19 protein-coding genes are annotated in these 21,218 nt (G+C 70.5%); 7 read left to right on the top strand and 12 right to left on the bottom strand.

Translation table 11 applies throughout. The annotated features are described in order from the left end of the window. Positions 1-67 precede the first annotated feature (67 nt). Complete coding sequence (gene miaB / locus BDK92_RS26190; RefSeq protein ID WP_425462260.1) at positions 68-1,558, bottom strand: tRNA (N6-isopentenyl adenosine(37)-C2)-methylthiotransferase MiaB; 1,491 nt, start codon at positions 1,556-1,558, stop codon at positions 68-70. Positions 1,559-1,741: 183 nt separating this feature from the next. Here miaB and BDK92_RS26185 point away from each other — a divergent pair, with 183 nt between their 5' ends. Further along, on the top strand, positions 1,742-2,026 hold the full coding sequence (locus BDK92_RS26185) for a DUF2277 family protein (RefSeq protein WP_121159090.1): 285 nt from the start codon (positions 1,742-1,744) through the stop codon (positions 2,024-2,026). 185 nt (positions 2,027-2,211) lie between these two features. On the opposite strand, the gene BDK92_RS26180 is transcribed toward BDK92_RS26185, so the two are convergent. After that, positions 2,212-2,694, bottom strand: a complete 483-nt coding sequence (locus tag BDK92_RS26180; RefSeq protein WP_121159089.1) for a hypothetical protein — start codon at positions 2,692-2,694, stop codon at positions 2,212-2,214. 632 nt (positions 2,695-3,326) lie between these two features. Between BDK92_RS26180 and BDK92_RS26175 the strand changes: the two genes are divergently transcribed. From BDK92_RS26175 to BDK92_RS26160, 4 genes are all read left to right on the top strand, one after another. Next, positions 3,327-4,079 (top strand): amino acid ABC transporter ATP-binding protein, encoded by a 753-nt coding sequence (locus BDK92_RS26175; RefSeq protein ID WP_121159088.1) that lies wholly within the window; start codon positions 3,327-3,329, stop codon positions 4,077-4,079. Between the two features lie 63 nt (positions 4,080-4,142). After that, complete coding sequence (locus BDK92_RS26170; RefSeq protein WP_121159087.1) at positions 4,143-5,027, top strand: glutamate ABC transporter substrate-binding protein; 885 nt, start codon at positions 4,143-4,145, stop codon at positions 5,025-5,027. Between the two features lie 41 nt (positions 5,028-5,068). Next, positions 5,069-5,776, top strand: a complete 708-nt coding sequence (locus BDK92_RS26165; RefSeq protein ID WP_121159086.1) for an amino acid ABC transporter permease — start codon at positions 5,069-5,071, stop codon at positions 5,774-5,776. Beyond that, the gene (locus BDK92_RS26160; protein WP_121159085.1) at positions 5,773-6,744 is read left to right on the top strand and encodes an amino acid ABC transporter permease; all 972 of its coding nucleotides are present in this window, start codon (positions 5,773-5,775) and stop codon (positions 6,742-6,744) included. The genes BDK92_RS26165 and BDK92_RS26160 overlap by 4 nt, the downstream gene beginning before the upstream one ends. A 198-nt stretch (positions 6,745-6,942) precedes the next feature. Here BDK92_RS26160 and rny read toward each other — a convergent pair whose 3' ends face one another. The 6 genes from rny to BDK92_RS26125 form a co-directional block, all read right to left on the bottom strand. Then, entirely contained in the window at positions 6,943-8,718 is a 1,776-nt protein-coding gene (rny, locus tag BDK92_RS26155) for a ribonuclease Y (RefSeq protein WP_121159084.1), read from the bottom strand. Positions 8,719-9,189: 471 nt separating this feature from the next. Beyond that, positions 9,190-9,810, bottom strand: a complete 621-nt coding sequence (locus BDK92_RS26150; RefSeq protein WP_425462318.1) for a regulatory protein RecX — start codon at positions 9,808-9,810, stop codon at positions 9,190-9,192. Positions 9,811-10,091: 281 nt separating this feature from the next. Continuing rightward, the gene (gene recA, locus BDK92_RS26145; RefSeq protein WP_121159083.1) at positions 10,092-11,138 is read right to left on the bottom strand and encodes a recombinase RecA; all 1,047 of its coding nucleotides are present in this window, start codon (positions 11,136-11,138) and stop codon (positions 10,092-10,094) included. 183 nt (positions 11,139-11,321) lie between these two features. After that, positions 11,322-11,522, bottom strand: coding sequence for a DUF3046 domain-containing protein (locus tag BDK92_RS26140; protein ID WP_121159082.1), 201 nt, complete (start codon positions 11,520-11,522; stop codon positions 11,322-11,324). 239 nt (positions 11,523-11,761) lie between these two features. Next, positions 11,762-12,463, bottom strand: coding sequence for a UdgX family uracil-DNA binding protein (locus BDK92_RS26130; protein WP_121159080.1), 702 nt, complete (start codon positions 12,461-12,463; stop codon positions 11,762-11,764). 112 nt (positions 12,464-12,575) lie between these two features. Further along, positions 12,576-13,916, bottom strand: coding sequence for an aminotransferase class I/II-fold pyridoxal phosphate-dependent enzyme (locus tag BDK92_RS26125; RefSeq protein ID WP_121159079.1), 1,341 nt, complete (start codon positions 13,914-13,916; stop codon positions 12,576-12,578). A gap of 39 nt (positions 13,917-13,955) precedes the next feature. On the opposite strand from BDK92_RS26125, the gene BDK92_RS26120 reads away from it, so the two are divergent. Next, a complete protein-coding gene (locus BDK92_RS26120; protein ID WP_121159078.1) occupies positions 13,956-15,203 on the top strand; it encodes a bifunctional pyridoxamine 5'-phosphate oxidase family protein/GNAT family N-acetyltransferase in 1,248 nt (415 codons plus the stop codon). Continuing rightward, positions 15,200-15,871, top strand: a complete 672-nt coding sequence (leuE, locus tag BDK92_RS26115; RefSeq protein ID WP_121159077.1) for a leucine efflux protein LeuE — start codon at positions 15,200-15,202, stop codon at positions 15,869-15,871. The genes BDK92_RS26120 and leuE overlap by 4 nt, the downstream gene beginning before the upstream one ends. Positions 15,872-15,939: 68 nt before the next feature. Here leuE and BDK92_RS26110 read toward each other — a convergent pair whose 3' ends face one another. The 4 genes from BDK92_RS26110 to BDK92_RS26095 form a co-directional block, all read right to left on the bottom strand. Then, positions 15,940-16,824, bottom strand: coding sequence for a sporulation protein (locus tag BDK92_RS26110; protein WP_121162591.1), 885 nt, complete (start codon positions 16,822-16,824; stop codon positions 15,940-15,942). Positions 16,825-16,920: 96 nt separating this feature from the next. After that, entirely contained in the window at positions 16,921-17,985 is a 1,065-nt protein-coding gene (locus tag BDK92_RS26105) for a hemolysin family protein (protein WP_121159076.1), read from the bottom strand. Continuing rightward, a complete protein-coding gene (locus tag BDK92_RS26100) occupies positions 17,982-19,364 on the bottom strand; it encodes a hemolysin family protein (RefSeq protein WP_121159075.1) in 1,383 nt (460 codons plus the stop codon). Before BDK92_RS26100 ends, BDK92_RS26105 begins: the two co-directional genes overlap by 4 nt. 246 nt (positions 19,365-19,610) lie before the next feature. Continuing rightward, on the bottom strand, positions 19,611-21,167 hold the full coding sequence (locus BDK92_RS26095) for a M28 family peptidase (RefSeq protein WP_246017248.1): 1,557 nt from the start codon (positions 21,165-21,167) through the stop codon (positions 19,611-19,613). Positions 21,168-21,218: the final 51 nt, after the last annotated feature.

The raw sequence follows: 21,218 nt of genomic DNA, 5'->3' as shown, positions 1-21,218 counted from the left end.
TGAAACACTCAGGCGTTGCAACGATCCCCAGAACCCGAGGCGTTAACAAGGGGCCCTTCCTTTCGCTTCAGCGGTCGCAGGCGGCGGCGGTGGGGATGGAGAGGGGCGCGCCGAGGGTGGGCAGGCCGAGCGAGACGGCGGAGGTACGCGGAACGCGCCCCGCCTCGTACGCGTCGCCGGCCCGGGTCCGACGGTGGGCCTGGGGCGCCCCGTCGGCGTTGAGGTGGTGCGGCGCGGCGTACGTGACCACGGTGTGCACGATGTCGCCAGGTCGGATCGAGCCGGCGTCGGGACCACCGTCGAAGTGCACCAGCCGGCCGTCGCGGGCCCGGCCGGACATCCGCCCGGTCCGCTCGTCCTTACGCCCCTCGCCGACCGCGACCAGCACCTCGACCGGTTCGCCAACCAGCTTCTTGTTCTCCGCCCAGGTGATCTCCTCGACGGCGGCGATCAGCCGCTCGTAGCGCTCCTGCACGACCTGCTTCGGCAGTTGGCCGTCCATGGTCGCGGCCGGGGTGCCGGGACGCTTCGAGTACTGGAACGTGAACGCGGAGGAGAACCGGGCCTCACGAACCACGTCCAGGGTGCGTTCGAAGTCGGCGTCGGTCTCGCCGGGGAAGCCCACGATGATGTCGGTGGTGATCGCCGCGTCCGGCATCGCCGCCCGGACCTTCTCGATGATCCCCAGGTAGCGGTCGGACCGGTAGGAGCGGCGCATGGCCTTCAGTACGTCGTCCGAGCCGGACTGCAACGGCATGTGCAGCGAGTGGCAGACGTTCGGCGTCTCGGCCATCGCCGCGATCACGTCGTCGGTGAAGTCCTTCGGATGCGGGCTGGTGAAACGGACCCGTTCCAGCCCCTCGATCTCGCCGGTGGCGCGCAGCAGCTTGCCGAAGGCGAGCCGGTCACCGAACTCGACGCCGTACGAGTTGACGTTCTGCCCGAGCAGGGTCACCTCGAGGACGCCCTCGGCGACCAGCGCGCGCACCTCGGCCAGCACGTCGCCGGGGCGGCGGTCCTTCTCCTTGCCGCGCAGCGAGGGCACGATGCAGAACGTGCAGGTGTTGTTGCAGCCGACCGAGATCGACACCCAGCCGGCGTAGGTCGACTCGCGCCGGGTCGGCAGGGTGGACGGGAAGACGTCGAGGGATTCGAGGATCTCCACCTCGGCGCTGGAGTTGTGCCGGGCCCGCTCCAGCAGCACCGGCAGCGAGCCGATGTTGTGGGTGCCGAAGACCACGTCGACCCAGGGCGCCTTGCGGACGATCTCGCTGCGGTCCTTTTGCGCCAGGCACCCGCCGACCGCGATCTGCATGCCGGGACGCTTGTCCTTGACCGGGCGGAGATGACCGAGATTCCCGTAGAGCCGGTTGTCGGCGTTTTCGCGTACGGCACAGGTGTTGAAGACCACCACGTCCGGATCGTCGACCTCGGCGGCGCGTACGTAACCGGCCTGCTCCAGCAGGCCGGAGATCCGCTCCGAGTCGTGCACGTTCATCTGGCAGCCGTAGGTCACGACCTTGTAGCTCTTCGACACTGTCGCAAGCCCCTCTCCCACGGCCACCAAGCGTAGCCGTCTGCCCAGCCCCGTCCGGGCCGGGTGGGCCAGCGGTGAGCCGGGGCCGGGTCGACCCGTCAGCGATCGACCGTGTGGGGACGGCGACAGCGCCGACCCGGTGGCAGAGTAGGCGCCGAAGCGGCGGTCGTCTACCGGCTGCCAGCGCCCGGACCAGGAGGAATCATGTGCCGCAGCATCAAGACCCTTCGTGAGCCGTACGCCGAGGAGGTGACGCCGGCCGATGTCGAGGCGGCCGCGTTGCAGTACGTACGGAAGATCTCCGGATTCCGTACGCCTGCGGCGCACAACTCGGCGGCCTTCCACGCCGCGGTCGCAGCCGTGGCGGAGGCTACCCAGACCCTGTTGGATCAGCTCGTGGTCCGGGGCGGTGGCCCGGCTTCGGCCGCGGCCGGCGCTTCACCCGCGGTCGGCGACCGCAGTGCCGGGATTGCCCCGGCCGCCAGCTGACCCCGGCCGGTTTCCAACCCCGGCCGCCATCCGACGCCGGTCGGGCAGCTGCCGCCGGCCGGCAACCGGCCCGGCGCGCACCGACCACCACCGGTCGACGCACCCGCCCACGCCGGTTGGCGCGGGCCCGCCGCCATCCCTCGGCACGGCCCGACGGCGCCCCCGGCGCTCGCCAGGGCGGCTGATCAGGCCGCGGCGAGCGCCGGCACGACCGAATCCGGTGCCCACTGCGACTGGTGACACTGCGACCAGGCCCGGCACCGAGGGCTGTGCGTGCTGCACAGTCGCAGGTTGCTCAGGACGTCCCCGTCGTCGTCCTCAGTCACGTCGAGGTGCACCGGACGGATGGTGCCGTCCGATCCGACCAGCAGGTGCCGCCCGGGGTCGAGCGTGTCGTCCACGAACAGACACGGCCGACCGAGCCGTCGGGCGAACGCCGCGATCACCCCGACCTCGGGCACCCCGTCCGGGATCCCGTAACAGTCCACCGAGGTGGGGAACTCGCCGGGCCGGAGCCAGACGTCGCACACCACCGCGTCGAGTGGCAACCGGGCCGGATCGGCCGCGCCCATCGACACCACCGCCAGGCCGAGTACGTCGGCAAGCGCGGTACTGACCTCCGCGACCGTCATACGGTCGTCGATCTTCCAATTCCACAGCTCGGTCACGCCGCCTCCTCGCTGTGCGCAGCCACGGCCGCAGCAACGGCCCCTACTGACGATGGTGACCGGCAGCCGAGGCCGCATGGGGCTAAGTTACCGGTCTGTGACCATATCTGCCGAAATCCGCCTATCCCACTACCATCCGTAATCGAGTGGTGACACTCTACCGCTCTGGATTTCGCCCCGCACTCACTTAGCGTATTCCAGCGGTAGCAGTAGGTTTTCTGACACCGGGCTGGGCCGTCCACCCCGGTCGACCGGCTCCAGACGGATCGACGTACCCGAATCAAGGGGCCGAGACGCCGGGCGGTCCCCGAGAGGGCTCGGACCACGGTGGACGGGAACAGTTTCGCGGCGAGAGTGATCCTTTTAATTGACAGACCGGAGCGGGTTGACCACCCGAAGCGGCGTCCACCCGCACCCGGGGCCTGCGTTCGCGACTGTTTCCGCAGCCCAGAGCTGGTACGCCCGCTGTCGCAAGCGGACCAGGTGAGCCCAGCGGCACGTACGCCGGTCCAGATCGTGTTATCGCCCCGTGACCAGATCGTTTGCGTCGCCGCACGTCAGGTCCCCTACAGTTGCGTAACCAAAGCAGACTGGGGCTCACAGTTGGGGCCACAGACCAGACGGGTGGGGGCATGACCGCGGCGACCGACCAACCGCTCATCAAGCTTGACGGGGTCAACAAATGGTTCGGCCCGCTCCATGTGCTGCACGACGTGAACCTCTCGGTCAGTCGCGGCGAGGTGGTCGTCGTGATCGGGCCGTCCGGCTCCGGTAAGTCGACGCTCTGCCGGGCGATCAACCGCCTGGAGCCGATCAACTCGGGCACCATCGTCTTCGACGGCGAGCCGTTGCCGGCCGAGGGCAAGGCCCTGGCCCGGCTGCGCAGCGAGGTCGGCATGGTGTTCCAGTCCTTCAACCTCTTCGCGCACAAGACGATCCTGGAGAACGTCACGCTCGGCCCGGTGAAGGTACGCAAGGAGAAGCCGGCCGCCGCACGGGAGCGTGCCCTGGCACTGCTGGACCGGGTGGGCATCGCGAACCAGGCCGACAAGTACCCCGCGCAGCTCTCCGGTGGGCAGCAGCAGCGGGTGGCGATCGCACGGGCCCTGGCGATGCAGCCCAAGGCGATGCTCTTCGACGAACCGACCAGCGCGCTCGACCCGGAGATGGTCGGCGAGGTGCTGGACGTGATGACGTCACTCGCCCGGGACGGGATGACGATGGTCGTGGTGACCCACGAGATGGGCTTCGCCCGGCACGCCGCCAACCGGGTCATCTTCATGGCCGACGGGCAGCTCGTCGAGGACGCTCCCCCGACCGAGTTTTTCGCCAATCCTCGCAGCGAGCGGGCCAAGGACTTCCTGTCGAAGATCCTGACGCACTAGGTGTCCACTGTGGGGCGCGTCGGACCCGGCGGGCTCCGTCGTCGAAGAAGGAGAAACGAAAAGATGCGTATCAAGCGTATGGCGGCGCTCGCCGCCGTCGCCGCCCTGTCGGTGAGCCTCGCCGCCTGTGGCGGGGGAGACGACGCGGGCAGCGGCACCGGTGACGGTGCCGCCAAGTCGTTCGCGGCCGGCAGCACCATGGAGAAGCTCAACAAGGCGCAGAAGCTCACCGTCGGCACCAAGTTCGACCAGCCGGGCTTCGGTCTGAAGGGTCTCTCGGGCAAGCCCGAGGGCTTCGACGTCGAGATCGCGAAGCTCATCGCCAGCGAGCTCGGTATCCCGGCCGACAAGATCGAGTACGTCGAGGCGCCGTCCAAGGTACGCGAGGACGTGATCGTCAACAGCAACGTCGACCTGGTCGCCGCCACGTACACGATCAACGACAAGCGCAAGGAGCGGATCGCGTTCGCCGGCCCGTACTACGAGGCCGGACAGAACATCATGGTCCGCAAGAACGAGACCGCGATCACCGGTCCGGGCTCGTTCGCCGACGGCACCAAGAAGGTCTGCTCGGTCACCGGCTCGACCCCGGCCGAGGAGATCAAGAAGCACGTCAAGGACATCGTGAGCCAGGTCGTGCTCTTCGACACCTACGACAAGTGCCGGGACGCCCTCAAGGGTTCCCAGGTCGACGCGGTCACCACCGACAACGTGATCCTGCTCGGCTACATCGCCAAGGACGAGGCGTCGTTCAAGATGGCCGGCGACAACTTCACCAAGGAGCCGTACGGCATCGGCGTGAAGAAGGAAGACACCGACTTCCGCAACTTCATCAACGACACGCTCGAGAAGATCTTCGCGGACGGCCGCTGGAAGAAGGCCTGGGATGACACCGCCGGCAAGTTCGGCGCCACCCTCGGCACCGCCCCCACGCTGAACCGCTACTAGGACACCTGACGGATCTGGAGAGTGGGCGGGAAGGCAAACACGTGGATGTACTGATCGAGAATTTCGACGTGTTCGCGGGTGGCTTCTGGGTCACCCTCCAGATCTGTCTCCTCGCCGCGATCGGCGCCCTGATCCTGGGCGCCATCGTGGCGGTCTTCCGCATCTCGCCGGTGCCCCCGCTGCGCGCGGTCGGCACCGCGTACGTGACGGTCTTCCGAAACCTGCCGCTGACCGTGGTCATGTTCTTCTCGGCCTTCGGTCTGCCGGCACTCGGCTCGAACGCGGACTTCCTGCGCATCCCCCTGCTCGACTCGCTGTTCACGCGGCTCGGCACGGACCTGCCGTACTTCCGCTTCGCGCTCATCGCTCTCGTGCTCTACACGGCGGCGTTCGTCTGCGAGGCGCTGCGTTCCGGGGTCAACGCGGTCTCGGCGGGTCAGGCCGAGGCCGCCCGGTCGCTGGGGCTGACCTTCAGCCAGAACCTGCGCCACGTGGTGCTGCCCCAGGCATGGAAGGCCGCGACGGTGCCGCTCGGCTCGGTCATCATCGCCATGATCAAGAACTCGGCGCTGGCCGGCTTCTTCGGGGTGGTCGGCGACCTCGCCCAGTCCGCCGACCAGCTCACGTCGGCCGAGGGCTTCGCGTTCATCCCCGTCGCCATCGGCATCTCGATCGGATACCTCATCATGACCGTCCCCCTCGGCGCCCTTCTCGACCGGCTGGAGAAGCGTCAGGCGGTGGCCCGATGAGCGGCCAGACGAGCGTCCTCTACGACGTCCCGGGCCCCCGCCAGCGGAGGATCACCTGGATCAGCAGCATCGCGGTCGGCATCGCGCTGCTGCTCGCCGCCTACTTCCTGATCTACCGGCCGCTGGACCAGAAGGGCCAGTTGTCGATGGAACTCTGGGGTCCGCTCATCGACCCCGGCAACGAGAACTTCAGCCAGGTCTGGGACCGGCTCGGCTTCGGCTTCCGCCAGACCCTGGTCGCCGCCGCGCTCTCGATCCTCTCCTCGCTCGTGCTCGGCACGCTGCTGGCGATCCTGAGGATCCAGCTCAAGAGCCTGGCCCGCCGCCGGTTCACCGGTCTGAGCACGCCACTGTCGTACCTGCTGCGCGGGCTGAGCACCCTGCTCTCCGCCATCACCCGGGTCTGCGTCGAGGTGTTCCGTGGACTCCCGGTGGTTCTCACCATCTTCTTCGTCGCGCGCGGTCTGCCCGAGTTCGGCGTCAGCTTCGACACCCTCTGGTACCTCGTCATCGGCCTCACCATCTACAACATGGTGGTGATCGCGGAGATCCTCCGGTCCGGCATGGAGGGCCTGCCGGGCGGTCAGGCGGAGGCAGCCGCCGCGATCGGCCTGTCACCGTTGCAGACCACCCGGATGATCCTGCTGCCGCAGGCGTTCCGCGTCATGCTGCCGGCGCTGATCAGCCAGCTCGTGGTGGTCCTCAAGGACACGTCCCTGGGCTTCATCATCGCCTACGAGGACACCCTCAACATCGCCAAGCAGATCATCGGCGTACTGAGCAACCCGATCCAGACCTACGTGATCATCGCGGTGATGTTCATCGTGGTGAACTACTCCCTGTCCAAGCTGGCCCAGTACGTACAGCGCCGGCTGGCGCGTGGTCGGAAGACGGCCAACACCCCGGCGCAGAACCCGCCGGCCACCGCACTGATCGCCCAGGCGAGCGCCGGTGGCGGCACCCCTTAGTAGGGGACAGAGAGCCGGCAGGCCCAGGGCGGTAGAGAGAGCCCAGGGCAGTGGGAGACGGCCCCAGATCGACCAGGCGTCCCCGCCAGGAGAGCAGCCATGCGATCCCGGCGGGGACGTTCTCGTACACCGCCCATGGAATCGATCACGGGCTCGACGGGTGGAGGACCAGCGCCGGAGCGGGAAGCCCCGGCACGGTCAACGGGCGATCTCGGTCACCCGGGACTCGCGTACGACGGTGACCCGGATCTGACCCGGGTAGGTCAGCTCCTCCTCGATCTGCTTCGCCACGTCGCGGGCCAGCACCGCCGCACCGATGTCGTCGACGTCGTCCGGCTTCACCATCACCCGGATCTCCCGGCCCGCCTGCATCGCGAAGACCTTCTCCACGCCCGACTTGCCGCCGGCGATCTCCTCGATCCGTTCGAGCCGCTTGACGTACGCCTCCAGGCTCTCCCGGCGGGCGCCCGGCCGACCACCGGAACAGGCGTCCGACGCCTGGGTGAGAACAGCCTCGATGGTCTGCGGCTGCACCTCGTTGTGGTGCGCCTCGATCGCGTGCACAACCTCCTCCGACTCCCCGTACTTACGGGCCAGGTCGGCGCCGATCAGCGCGTGGCTCCCCTCCACCTCGTGGGTGAGCGCCTTGCCGATGTCGTGCAGGAACGCGCAGCGCTTGATCGTGGGCGCGTCCAGGCGCAGCTCAGCGGCCATGATCCCGGCGATGTGCGCGGTCTCGACGAGGTGCTTGAGCACGTTCTGTCCGTACGACGTCCGGTAGCGCAACCGGCCGAGCAGGGTGACGAGTTCCGGGTGGATCTCGGTGATTCCAACTTCGACCAGCGCGTCCTCGGCGGCCCGCTGGCAGAGCCGCTCCACCTCGTGCCGGGCGGTCTCGAAGACCTCCTCGATCCGGTGCGGGTGGATCCGGCCGTCCAGCACCAGCTTCTCCAGGGTGAGCCGGCCGATCTCCCGGCGTACCGGGTCGAAGCAGGAGAGCAGGACCGCCTCGGGGGTGTCGTCGATGATCAGGTTGACCCCGGTGACGGATTCGAAGGCACGGATGTTGCGCCCCTCCCGCCCGATGATCCGACCCTTCATCTCGTCGCCCGGCAGGTGCAGCACGCTGACCACGCTCTCCGCGGTCTGCTCACTGGCGACCCGCTGGATGGCGTCGACGACGATGTGCCGGGCCCGCTGGTCGGCGGTGTTACGCGCGTCGGCCTCGATGTCGCGGATCAGGATCGCCGCCTCGCGCTTGGCCTGCCCCTCGATCGACTCGACCAGCTCACCCCGGGCAGCATCGGCGGTCAGCCCGGCGATCCGCTCCATCTCCCGGCGACGTTGCTCCTCCGCCTCGGCGAGCGCCGCCTCCCGGACGCCGAGTGCGGCCTCGCGACTGCTCAGGTCGGCGGCGGCGGTGGTCAGCCGGCGTTCCCGCTCGGCCAGCCGCTCGACCTCCTCGGTGTGCAGCCGCTCGCGCTCGTCCATCCGCTGGGCCCGCCGCTCGACCTCGACGGCCTGTTCCTTCGTGGTGGCCGCGAGCGACGCGATCTCCCGCTCGCCACTGCGCCGTGCCGCGGTCCGTACCTGCTCGGCGTCGGCCTCCGCCTGGCGGTGTGCCCGGTCGAGCACGGTGTCCGCCTCGACCCGGGCCGCGTCCAGGACCCGGCGTGCCTCGGCCCGCGCGGCGCTCGCCTCGGCCTTGGCGGCGGCGGCCTCGGCCCGTGCCGCGGCGGCGGCCGACTTGGCCGCGTCCACCGTCGAGTACGCCTCGTCGGCCGCTGACCGCAGCGCCGCCAGCGACTGCTCCTGACGATCTTTCTCCGCGACGAAGGCGGAGTCGTCGGTGGTCGGACCGGCGCCTATGACACCGAGCCGGCGCAGCGCCCGAGCCCCCAGGACCAGTCCGGTCAGTACGAGGGCGGCCAGCACCGCGATCGCGGCGAGCAGCCCCCACTCAAGCGCGCTCATGCCGACGCCTCACAGCGACTCAACCCGATGTCCCCGCGCCCGGTCATGGCCGCCTCCCCTCACCGTCCCGGCGCCGGAGGGTCGCCCTCCTGGTCACGCGCCCTACGGCTGTTGAGACGCCCGACCGAGGCGGCTGGCCGAGGATAGGCTCCATCGGCGGTGTGTTGGGGTACACCGCCGGGGGCCGAAAACCGTGTGCGCCGTCACCGGACCGGCCTGTCCGGTAACGGCCTATCTGGCCCCTGAACTGGCCAAAGTGATGCCGTACTGTTACGCGATCTATGTTGTGCGTTTAGCCTGCAATGGTCGGGCAGTCTCACCTGTAACGCGAGGCTAGGTCGCGAGGTGCCCTTCGGTCAAGGACTCATGATCCAGCATGAGTCGGACGTACGGCACACGGATGCCTACCCGCAGCTCATGAAGGGTCGGGCATACCCGGACGAGCCAGGCCGCCGGGCGGCACCTCGACCGTCAACCGGGCGGGTCCTCCACGCGGGCGCCCCGGTCCAGCTCCGACTCGGCGTCGGCCAACGCGTCCGGGTCGATGTACTCGGCGAACTCGGCCGCCTCCGCGCTCTGTGCGGCAAGAGCGTCCTTCACCGCCCGGATCGCCACCCCCGGCGGATAGCCCTTACGGGCGAGCATGCCCACCAGGCGCCGGAACACCGCCTCCGGCGTGCCCCGGGCGGTGCGCAGTTTCCGCTCCACCAGGGCGCGGGCAGTGTCCTCCTCGGTCGTCTCGTCCAACTCACCGAGCGCCTCGGAGGCGATGTCACGGTCGACACCGCGCTGGCGCAACTCGTTGGCGAGAGCCCGGCGAGCCAGCCCTCGCCCCTGATGACGGCTGGTGACCCAGGCACGGGCGAAGGCGGCGTCGTCGATGATGCCGACCTCGTCGTAGCGGTCGAGCACCTGGTGGGCGATCTCCTCACTGATCCCCCGCCGGCTCAGCGCGCCGGCCAGCTCCGCCCGGGTACGCGGACGCACGGCGAGCTGGCGCAGGCAGATCTCCCGGGCCAGCTCCGCCTCGTCTCGGGGCGGAACCGGGGCGGAGTCGTCCCGGCCCCGACCACGCCGGCGGCCACCGCTCACCGGTTGCCCGGAACCGCTGCCGGAATCACCGGCACCGGACGGGTCGGAGGCCGACGCCAGTGTGCTGCCGTCGGGCCAGCCCCGCTCGTCCTCGGACCAGCCGTTGGGGTCGGGAGCGGTCGGATCGCCGCCGTCCCCGGTCGAATCGGCGTTCGCGGTACGGCCCCGCCGCGAACGCCCCACAGTGCTACCGCCCGATCGGGGTGGTGCGGCATCCCAGCCGCGCCCCGACCGGGCACCACGTCGTCCTGCCACGATGAGGAGTGGAGTTCAGCGGTCGGTCAGAAGTCCACCGGCGGCAGCTCCGGCCCGCCGGCGGCGTCGCTCGGGCTGACACCGACACCGAGCTTCTCCAGGATCTTCTTCTCGATCTCGGCGGCCACGTCCGGGTTCTCCTTGAGGAACTCCCGGGCCTTCTCCTTGCCCTGGCCGAGCTGGTCGCCGTCGTACGTGTACCAGGCGCCGGACTTGCGGATGATCGACTGCTCCACCCCGACGTCGATCAGCGAGCCCTCGCGGGAGATGCCCTTGCCGTACATGATGTCGAACTCGGCCTGCTTGAACGGCGCGGCGACCTTGTTCTTCACCACCTTGACCCTGGTCCGGTTACCGACCACGTCGGTGCCGTCCTTGAGGCTCTCGATCCGGCGCACGTCGAGCCGGACCGACGCGTAGAACTTCAGCGCCCGACCACCGGTGGTGGTCTCCGGGCTGCCGAACATGACGCCGATCTTCTCCCGGAGCTGGTTGATGAAGATCGCGGTGGTGCCGGTGTTGTTGAGAACACCGGTGATCTTCCGCAGCGCCTGGCTCATCAACCGGGCCTGGAGGCCGACGTGACTGTCGCCCATCTCGCCCTCGATCTCGGCCCGGGGCACGAGTGCGGCCACCGAGTCGATCACGATGACGTCCAGCGCGCCGGAGCGGATCAGCATGTCCGCGATCTCCAGGGCCTGCTCACCGGTGTCCGGCTGGGAGACCAGCATCGCGTCCGTGTCGACCCCGAGCGCCTTGGCGTATTCCGGGTCGAGCGCGTGCTCGGCGTCGATGAAGGCGGCGATGCCGCCGGCCCGCTGCGCACTGGCCACCGCGTGCAGCGCCACGGTGGTCTTACCGCTGCTCTCTGGTCCGTAGATCTCGATCACCCGGCCCCGGGGCAGACCCCCGACACCAAGTGCCACGTCGAGCGCGATCGAGCCGGTCGGGATGACCGCGGTCTGCACGACCGGCCGTTCGCCAAGTCGCATCACCGAGCCCTTGCCGAACTGCTTGTCGATCTGAGCGAGAGCAAGGTCTAGTGCCTTCTCCCGGTCAGGTCCTGGCGCCATGGTTGCCACCCCTGCCTTCGCCGGCGTCTTTGCTGAACTTTTCGTCACGCGGACACGCTAGGCGCTAGGTCCGACAGAAAACAGCCGACCGGCCGTGAGCTGTGGACGAGCACCCAGCTGTGGACAATAGCCGAACAGGTGTACGACAGCATGCACGACACGCCGCATTGACATAACAGCAGCTCAGCGTAGTCGGGCCGGCACTCGATCGGGGTACGCGGCGACCACCGCGCGCCACACGACCACCGTCTCCTCGCCCTCGGCGAGCGCCTGCCGGACCGTCCGGCCGCCCAACTGGGACAGCACCTGATCAGCGGCGATGCTGGTCGCGTACGCCCGGCCGAACACCTGCTCCAGCCGCTCCCAGAAGTCCGTCAGCCGCACCGGTACAACCCCCTCGCGTCCGGGCCCGGCTCCACCGCCGGCACCACCGCGCCACCACCGGACGCGGTCGCCAACGCTAGCGCCATCGGCACCGCCACCGCGAACGGACGCGACGACGACCCGCACGGCACCGCCCGGCACCGGTTCGGTGCCCGGCCGAGCGGGCACACCCCGATCCGCACACCGCTCGACCGGATGGACCGGATCGCCGAACCCAACCGGCCGACGTACGGCGGAGTTCAGGCGGCCAGCGCCCCGGCGACCACGGTCAGGTCGGCGACCAGACCGGCGTACGCGTCCTCCCGGTCGTCGGCGCGCAGCACCGCCGACGGGTGGATGGTGGCCAGCAGTCGGGTCGGTTCCACCGGCCCGACCCGTCCGTTCGCGGCGGCCGGCGGCCGGGTGAAGTCAGCCGGGCGCTGGGCCGACTCCGGCCATGGCAGCAGCACCCCGCGCTCCCTGGTCACCCGGAACGACGGGCCGAGCAGCGCCTTCGCCGCGATCGCCCCGAGCACCACGATCACCTGCGGGCGCAGCAGGGCGAACTCGGCGACCAACCAGGGCCGGCAGGCGACGATGTGCACCTGGTCCGGGGTCTGGTGCAGCCGCCGTTTGCCCCGCACCGTGTGCCGAAAGTGCTTCACCGCGTTGCTCAGGTAGAGCTGGCGCGGCTCCAGTCCGGCGTCGTCGACCGCGCGGCGCAGCACCTTCCCGGCCGGGCCGACGAACGGCACCCCCTCCCGGTCCTCGATGTCGCCGGGCTGCTCACCGATCATCACCACCGGAGCGCGTACGGCACCCCGCCCGAAGACCGTCTGGGTGGTGTCGACGTACAGCTCACAGCCCCGGCAGGAGGCGGCGGCCTCGCGCAGCGCGGTCAGGCTACGTACGCCGGGCGGGATGAACTCCTGTGCGCCGGGGGCGGTCCGGGTCTGCGCCATGGATGCTCTCCTACCCCGTTCCGGCACGGTCACTCCCCCCACCCGCCCCGCCGTCCCCACCGGTCGGCCGGACCGCTGCCCGGCGCCCCGCTCGCCTGCGCGGGACCGTGCCTCAGGCGCCGAACGGGGACGGTACGCCGACGGTGGTCGCCCGCAGCAGCGCGTCGGCGAGCGGCTCGATGTCGTCGTCGGTGAGCGGGCTGATGGTGATCCGGACGGCCGGGCCGGTGCCGAGCCGGTAGAGCGAGCCGGGTGCGACCGCGTACCCGGCGTCCCGGAGCCCGGCGACCGCGCGGGTCTCGTCCGGCACCGGCAGCCAGACGTTGATCCCGGTCTCGCCATGACTGGTCACGCCGCGCCGTGCCAGCGCCGTCCGGAGTGCCTGGCGGCGGCGCTGGTAGCTCTCCCCCGCAGCGCGCACCTGGACACCCACCGCCGGGTCCCGCCAGAGCCGGATCGCGAGCCGTTGCAGGAGGGTGGAGACCCAGCCCGCACCGACCCGCATCCGACCGGCCACCCGGGCGACGGTCGCCTCGTCCCCGGCGAGCACGGCCAGGCGCAGGTCGGGGCCGTACGGCTTGCTGACCGACCGGACGAAGGCCCAGCTCCGGGTCGTTCCGGCGAGGCTGTGCAGCGGCACCTGGGCGAGTTCGGCGGCGTGGTCGTCCTCGATCAGCAGCAGGTCGGGCCGGGCCCGGAGCAGTTCGCGCAGTTCCGTCGCCCGGTCGGCGGTGACGGCCGCACCGGTCGGGTTCTGTGCCCGGCTGGTGACCACGAGGGCGCGTACGCCGACGGCGAGCGCGGCCCGTACGCCGGTTGGGGTGGGGCCGTGGTCGTCGACCGGCACCCCGACCGGTCGTAGCCCCAGCGCGGCGACCAGATCGAGCAGGTTGGCCCAGCCGGGATCCTCGACTCCGACCGGGTCACCGGGGCTCAGATGGGCGGTGAGCAGCCGCTCGATTCCGTCGAGGGCCCCGTTGGTCGCGGTGATCGCATCCGTCGGCACGCCGTCGGCCGCCAGTCGCCGGCTGGCGAGCCGGACCAGCTCGGGCAGGACACCCGCGTCGGCGTAGCCGATCGGGTCACCGGTGGTGACGGCGAGGTCCGCCAGGTGCGGGCCGAGCGAGGGAAGCAGCCGGTGGTCGGGTTCACCGGTGGAGAGGTCGAGCGCGCCGGCGGCCGGCGGCACCCGCAGCGCCGAACGGGCGGCGGCGACCGGTGGGCGGTGCCGGATCCGGGTGCCGTGCCGTCCGGCCGTCTCCACCAGTCCGCGCTGGCGCAGCGCCTGGTACGCCTTGGCCACGGTGCCCGGGCTGACCGCGAGGCGTTCGGCGAGGGCCCGCACCGACGGCAGGGCGACGCCCGGGGCAAGCGCACCGGTGCGTACGCCGGTTTCCACGCTGGCTGAAATCTCTGCTGCCGTACCACCCTCGACCTGATAATGTGCTGCCACAGTCAGCAGACTGTACTAGAACAATCGCGGAGGCGCCAGGTGTACCAGCAGACGGAACGGACCACCGCCAGCCGAGGCCGGAACCGGATGGACTACCAGCAGGCCACCGCGCACGAGATCCTGGACGAGGCGTACCACTGCGCACTGGCCTTCACCGTTGACGGCGAACCCCGGGTACTGCCGACCCTGCACGTCCGCGTCGGCGAGACGGTCTACCTGCACGGCTCCACCGGCAGCCGACCCCTGCTCGCCGCCCGGGGACCGGCCGGGCTCCCGGTCTGCCTCAGCGTCACGCTGCTGGACGGACTGGTCTACGGCCGTTCCCAGTTCCACCACAGCGCCAACTACCGCTCGGTCATCGCGCACGGCACCGCGCACCTCGTCACCGACGAGGCGGAGAAGCAGGCCGCGATGACCGCGCTGGTCGAGCGGGTGGGCCGGGGCCGGGCGGCGCAGAGCCGACCGCCGACCAGGAAGGAACTCGCCGAGACCGCGGTGCTCGCCCTGCCGCTACGCGAGGTCTCGGTCCGGGCCCGGGTCGGCCCCGTGGTCGACGAACCCGAGGACTACGCCCTGCCGTACTGGGCCGGGGTGGTGCCGCTGCGGACGGTGCCCGGCCCACCCGAGCCGGACGCCGGAGTCAGCGCACCGATCCCCGACTACCTGCGCCCACCCCGCTCGCCCTGGCACACCCCGGCCACCATGACCGGCACCCACGTCCGACTGGAACCGCTCGACCCCGCCCACACCGACGAACTCCACCAGGCCACCGACGACGAAGAGGTCTGGCGCCACCTCGCTCACCCGCGCCCCCGGCACCGTGACGAACTGGCCGCGATCGTCGCGGAGGCGCTCCGCGCCCACCACACCGGCCAGCGGGTGCCCTGGGTACAGCGCTGCACCCGGACCGGCGAGATCGTCGGCAGCACCTCCTACTACGAGATCGACGAGCCCCGCCGGGCTGTCTCGATCGGGCACACCTTCCTGGGGCGGGCGCACTGGCGTACCGGAATCAACACCGAGGCGAAGCTGCTGTTGCTCACCCGCGCCTTCGAGGAACTGGGGGCGGAACGGGTCGCCTGGCACACCGACATCCGTAACATCCGCTCACAGCGGGCGATCGAACGACTCGGCGCCCAGCGCGAAGGGGTGCTGCGGCGCCATCGGCAGCGGCCCGACGGCTCGTGGCGGGACACCGTGCTGTACGCGATGACCGCCGACGAGTGGCCGAAGGCACAGATCACGCTCCAGGAAATGCTTCGCCGGACAGCACCGGAAGCGCGATGATGGCGCCCGTGCTGGGGATCACCGACATCTGGACCTACGTGCTGGGCACCGTCGCCATCGTGCTGCTGCCCGGGCCGAACTCGCTCTTCGTGCTCTCCACCGCCGCCAAACGCGGCATCCGGGTCGGCTACCAGGCGGCGGCTGGGGTGTTCCTCGGCGACACGGTGCTGATGGTGCTCTCCGCCGCCGGTGTGGCCTCGCTGCTCCAGGCGTACCCGCCGATCTTCATGGTGATCAAGTACGGCGGTGCGGCGTACCTCGGTTATGTCGGGCTGACCATGCTGCGCGGCGCATGGCGGCGCTGGCGGTCCCGCAACGACCCGTCGGCACCCCGGCTGATCGACTCGGCCGAGCCGGCCACGTCCCGCAGCCCGTTCCGGCGGGCCGCCGTGATCAGCCTGCTCAACCCGAAGGCGATCCTCTTCTTCATCTCGTTCTTCATCCAGTTCGTCGACCCGACCTACTCCTACCCGGCGTTGTCGTTCCTGCTGCTCGGGCTGATCGCGCAGGTCGCCAGCGTGCTCTACCTGACCGTGCTGATCCTCACCGGCACCTACCTGGCGGCCCAGTTCCGCAGGCGGCGGCGGTTGGCCGCGGCGGTGACCAGCGGCGTCGGGGTGCTGTTCCTCGGCTTCGGCCTGAAACTCGCCACCGCCAGCGCGGGCTGAACCACCGCCAACGGGCTGAACCACCGCCAGCGCGGGCTGAACCACCGCCAGCCGTCGGCGAGGGCGGATCAGATGCCGCCCTCGCCGCCAGCGGTGCCGGAAATACCCTCGCCCTCCGGCGGCAGGTCCGGCGGCCGGGAGGTGTTGACCGACTCGGGCAGCGGTGGACCATCCTGGGCGCCGGAGCGGACCGCGGCGTGCCGGGCCACCGCGTGGCGTACCCAGCTGTCCACCACCCTGGCCCAGTTGAGCTGGTCGACGTCGGCGTGCCGGACCCGGAACCGGGTCAGGCTCACATGGCTCGCCCCGGCGAGCGCGAGCCGGCGGTCCAGGACGAAGACCACCTGCAACTGCTCGGCGCTGGCCAGAAAGGTCAGTTCGATCTCGGAGAACGGACCACCGTAGAGCGGTGCCGCCCAGTAGCCGATCTTCTGGTGGAACGGCAGGGTCTGCTCGACCCCGGGCAGGGTCCCCTGCTGCAACCCGACCTGACGCAGGGTGAAGCCCAGTTCGCCGAACATCTCCAGGATCCGCTCCTGGGCCGGCAGTGGATGGACGAAGATCCGGCTCAGGCCGCCCCGGTCCAGGCACGGGCCGAGAGCCACCTCCGTCCGCAGATCCATCGGCAGGTTGAGCCGGGGACGGCCGTCGACCACGGTGACCGGCAGTTCCCAGGGCATGGGTGCGGCGAAGGTGACCGCCCGACACTCCCCCGGTGCCAGCACCACCGCCCCGGCGACCGGCACCCGACCGAACTCCACGTCGACGTAACCGTCGCCGCCGTCGGCCGGTTCGGCCCGGGTGACCAGGCCGACCACCACGTGATCGACCGGCACCGCCTCGCTGCCGCCGACGATGGTGACCCGCCCCGGCAGGAGCAGCCCGGGACGGGTGCTCGGATTGGTCAGCACGGTACGGACGGCGAACCCCGCATCCGCTGACACATTCCCGATCCTCCCCCAGCGGGTAAGGAAGGGCCCCTTGTTATCGGAATCCGATAACAAGGGGCCCTTCCTTACACCGTGCCGAGCGGCCCAGCCGGCGTGGCTTCAGCGGAGTCGGCGGCCTCGGGGGACGGGATCGGTCTCGTCGTCGAACTCCCCGATGACCTCCTCCAGGAGATCCTCCAGGGCCACGAAGCCGACCGGCCGGCCGATCCCGGCCCGGTCGGTGACCAGCGCCAGTTGCGCCTGGCGGGCCCGCATGGCGGCCACCGCCTCGGTCACCGTCGCGGTGGCGGCGAGACTGAACACCGGGGTCATCAGCTCCCCCGCCGTCGCCGGCCGGCCGGCCGTGGTGGCGCGTACCGCCTCGCGCACGTGCACCATCCCGGCCACCACACCCGGCCGGTCCAGTACGGCCAGCCGGGACCGGCCACTGTCCCGGCTCACCGCCTCGATCCGGTCCGCGCTGTCGTCCAGGCGCACCGAGACGATCCGGTCGACCGGCTCCATCACGTCGGCCACCGTGGTGCCCTGCAACTCCAGCATGCTGGTGAGTAGTTGCTGCTGGTCGGCGGCGAGCAACCCGTGCTCGGCCGACTGTTCCAGCAGCATCCGCAGTTCCTCCGGCCCGTGCACCTGGGCCAACTGGTCCTGCGGTCGTACCTTCACCAGCCGCAGGGTCGCGTTGGCGAGCCCGTTCAGGGCGGTGAGCACCGGGCGGGCCACCCGGGCGAAGCCGCGGAACGGCAACGCCAGCAGCACCGCGGAGCGCTCGGCGTCGGTGATCGCCCACGACTTCGGCGCCATCTCACCGACGACCAGGTGCAGGAACGTCACCAGCAGCAGCGCGAAGAGCAGGGCGATCACGTGACTCGGTGCCTCGGGCAGACCGACCGCGCCGAGCACCGGGCTGACCAGGTGTTCGATCGCCGGTTCGGCGAGCGCACCGAGCCCCAGCGTGCAGACGGTGATGCCGAGCTGCGCCCCGGCGAGCATCAGCCCCAGTTCGCGTACCCCGTCCAGGGCCGCCTTGGCGGCACGGCCACCGGAGGCGGCCGCCTGTTCCAGGCGGTAGCGCTTGCTTGCGACCAGCGCGAACTCGGCCGCCACGAAGAAGCCGTTCAACGCGAGCAACAGGATGGAGATGAGCAGTGCCCAGGTCGTACTCATGCGGTCACCTCGGGGTGCTCGGAGCCGGCGCCGCGCGCGCTGTGCCCGGCGACCACGGCCAGCCGGACCGAGTCGGCGACGTGCCGGTCGACCGCGAGCACCTCGACCAGTGCCCTCGGCTGCTGCGGGCGCGGGTGTTCGGATTCGGCCGACAGGTTGATCTCCAGCCGGTCACCGACCTCCGGCACCCGACCCAGCTCCCGCATCACGAGCCCGGAGAGGGTGTCGTACTCGGGAGCCTCGGGCAGGGCGATGCCGGTGCTGTCGGCAACCTCGTCGATCCGCCAGCGGGCGGGCACCACCCAGGAGCCGTCCGGCTGTCGAACGGGGGTCGGCTCGGGCGGGTCGTCCTCGTCCCGGATCGGCCCGACCAGCTCCTCGGCGATGTCCTCCAGCGTGATCACACCGGCGAAGCCGCCGTACTCGTCGACCACGCAGGCGAGCTGGCGGTGCCCGGACCGGAGCCGGTCCAGCACCGTCGGCAGCGGCAGCGTGGTGGGGACCAGCAACGGGGGTACGGCGACCTCGGCGACCATGGTGGTGGCCCGCCGCTCCGGTGGCACCCCGAGTACGTCGGAGATGCCGGCGACCCCGACCACGTCGTCGACGCCCTCGGTGCCGCGTACGGGGAACCGGGAGTGGCCGGTGTCGAGCAGCTCGACCAGGCGGCTGACCGGTTCGTTGGCCTGTACGGTGTGCACCGCCACCCGGGGCACCATCGCCTCGGCGGCGGTGAGCTGGCGGAAATCCAGCCCCCGGTCGAGCAGGGTCGACATGGCCGCGTCGAGCTGCCCCTCCTCGCGTGACTCGGCGATGATCTGTTCGAGGTCCTCCGGGGTCGCACCGCTGGGCAGTTCCTCGATCGGTTCGATGCCGACCCGACGCAGCAGCCGGGTGGCGGCGGCGTCGAAGAGCCGGATCGCCGGTCCGGCGATGGTCAGGTAGATCACGGTCGAGCGGCTGAGCTTCATCGCCAGCATCTCGGCACGGGCGATGGCGAGGTTCTTCGGCGCCAGTTCGCCGAGGACCATCTGTACGACGGTGGCGATGACCAGGGCGAGCACGACGGAGAGCGGCATGCTGATGCCCTCCGGTACGCCGGTGACCCCGAACAGGTCGGCGAGTCCGTCGCCGAGGAAGGGCTCGGCGACGTAACCGACGAGCAGGGCGGTCAGGGTGATGCCGAGTTGGGCGCCGGAGAGCATGAAGGAGAGCCGTCCGGTGACCTTGAGGGCGCGGGCGGCCGAGGCGTCTCCCGCGTCGGCGAGTTGTTTGAGTTTGCCGCGGTCGACCGCGACGTAACCGAACTCCTGGGCGACGAAGTAACCCGTCGCGGCAGTGAGCACGATGATCAGGAGAAGGCCGATCGCGATCAACACGGAGGGCTCAGGGCTCCCCGGTTCGCCGGTCGGTATGAGAAATGCCGGGTCTGTCCCGGCTGGCTACTACTGCCCTCCTGGGCAGAGGAGTCGATCATGCCGACAGTTTATCGGGGTGGGCCGGGTATTCAGCCGAACCCCTGCCACTCGGTCCGGTGCATAAAGCACGATAAACGGCAGAGTGCTGGAGAACGGTCCGCACCGGGCACCCGGACCCGTACGGTGTCCGGGCACCCGGTGCCGGGATCAGCTCTGGACGATCTTCACATCATCCACGGCCGCCTCGACCAGGCTGGCACCGCTGGCGTCCGCCGCGTCGACCAGGATCCGTACGCTCTGCCCGGCGAACCCGGAGACGTTGACGCTCGCGCTCTGCCACGCGGCCGCCCGGTTGGTAGCGGCGCCGGTCACGTTGAGCACCGTCGACGTACTCCCGCCGACCACCCGTACCCGCAGGTAGTCCGCGCTGCTGGCGTTGTTGAGGTGGGCCAGGTACCAGGAGAACGACAGCGTCAGGGTGCCGCTGCCCGGCAGGCTGATCGACGGCGACTGGACGCTGCTGACCCCGCCGTCGAGGTCGTGATCCCCCGCGCTGGCGCCGGCGAGCGGGCCGGTCACCAGGTCGAACGTGCCGCTGACCGTGGTGCCGAGCTGGGTGGCGACACCGGAACTGGTCGCCGCCGGGTCGGCGCGGACCCACTGGCCGAGGGTGGCGGTGTCCGTCCCGGCGGGGTTCGCGGTCCACCCGGTCGCGGTCTCGAAGGTGTCGCTGTAGACCGTGGTGCCCGGCGGCGGGGCGGTCGCGGCCAGTTCCCAGACCGTGTACGCGATCGCGTCGGCGTTCCGGTTGAGCGCGGTGTCGTTGATGTTGGTGCTGGTGTCACAGGCCCGGTGGTAGCAGGGGTCGAAGGCGCTGCCCGCCGTCCCGCCCCAGAGCGTGGCCTGGGCGCTGGACTTGATGCCCTCGGCGCCGGTGAAGGTGCCGCCGGCCGGAATGCCGACCGCGATGAACGGCCCGTAGTCGCTGCGGCCGTCGAAGTCGGTGCCCCGGGTCGGCACCCCGATCGAGGTGAAGTACGCCTGGATGGTCTGCTCGATCTGCGCCGAGCCGGCCGGCCCGGGGCCCGAGCCGACACCGTCGGAGTTGTCCCCGTCGTACACGAAGTAGCCGGCGTTGGGCGAGCCGACCATGTCGAAGTTGAGGTACTGCTTGATCCGCGTACGCTCCGCGGCCGGCAGGTTGTTGACGTAGTACTGCGACCCGCGCAGCCCCAGCTCCTCCGCGCCCCACCAGCCGAAACGCAGATGCTTCGCCGGGGTGAGGTTCGCCCGCGCCACCGCGAGCGCAACTTCCAGGATCGCCGCCGAGCCCGAGCCGTTGTCGTTGATGCCCGGTCCCGCGGTGACGCTGTCGAGGTGCGCCCCGGTCATCAGTACGTTGGACGGGTCACCGCCGGGCCAGTCCGCGATCAGGTTGTAGCCGGTCGCCCCGCTGTAGGTGAACGACTGCACCGAGGTGGTGAAGCCGACCGCGTCCAGTTGTGCCCGGACGTAGTTGATCGAGGCGAGGTAGCCGGGGCGCCCGTGCGCCCGGTTGCCGCCGTTGGCGGTGGCGATCGACTGGAGTTGGGTCAGGTGTGCCTTCACGTTGGCCAGCGGGATGTCCGGCGCGGCGAGTACGCCGACCGGGCCCCCGACGGCGGCCGAGGTCGCCGACGCGTACGGGGCGGCACCGGTCGACGCGAGCGCCGCGGCGACGACCAGGGCGGGGACGCCGACGGCGCGGAGCAGGCGGGATCTCACATGTCCTCCAGGGTTGAGGGGTCGGCTCGCTCCGGGTACGCCGGTGGGCCG

This window comes from Micromonospora pisi, assembly GCF_003633685.1.
In the GTDB taxonomy this organism is placed as follows: domain Bacteria; phylum Actinomycetota; class Actinomycetes; order Mycobacteriales; family Micromonosporaceae; genus Micromonospora_G; species Micromonospora_G pisi.
The sequence above is the reverse complement of the archived record's forward strand: the minus strand, read 5'-3'. Positions and strand labels throughout refer to the sequence as shown.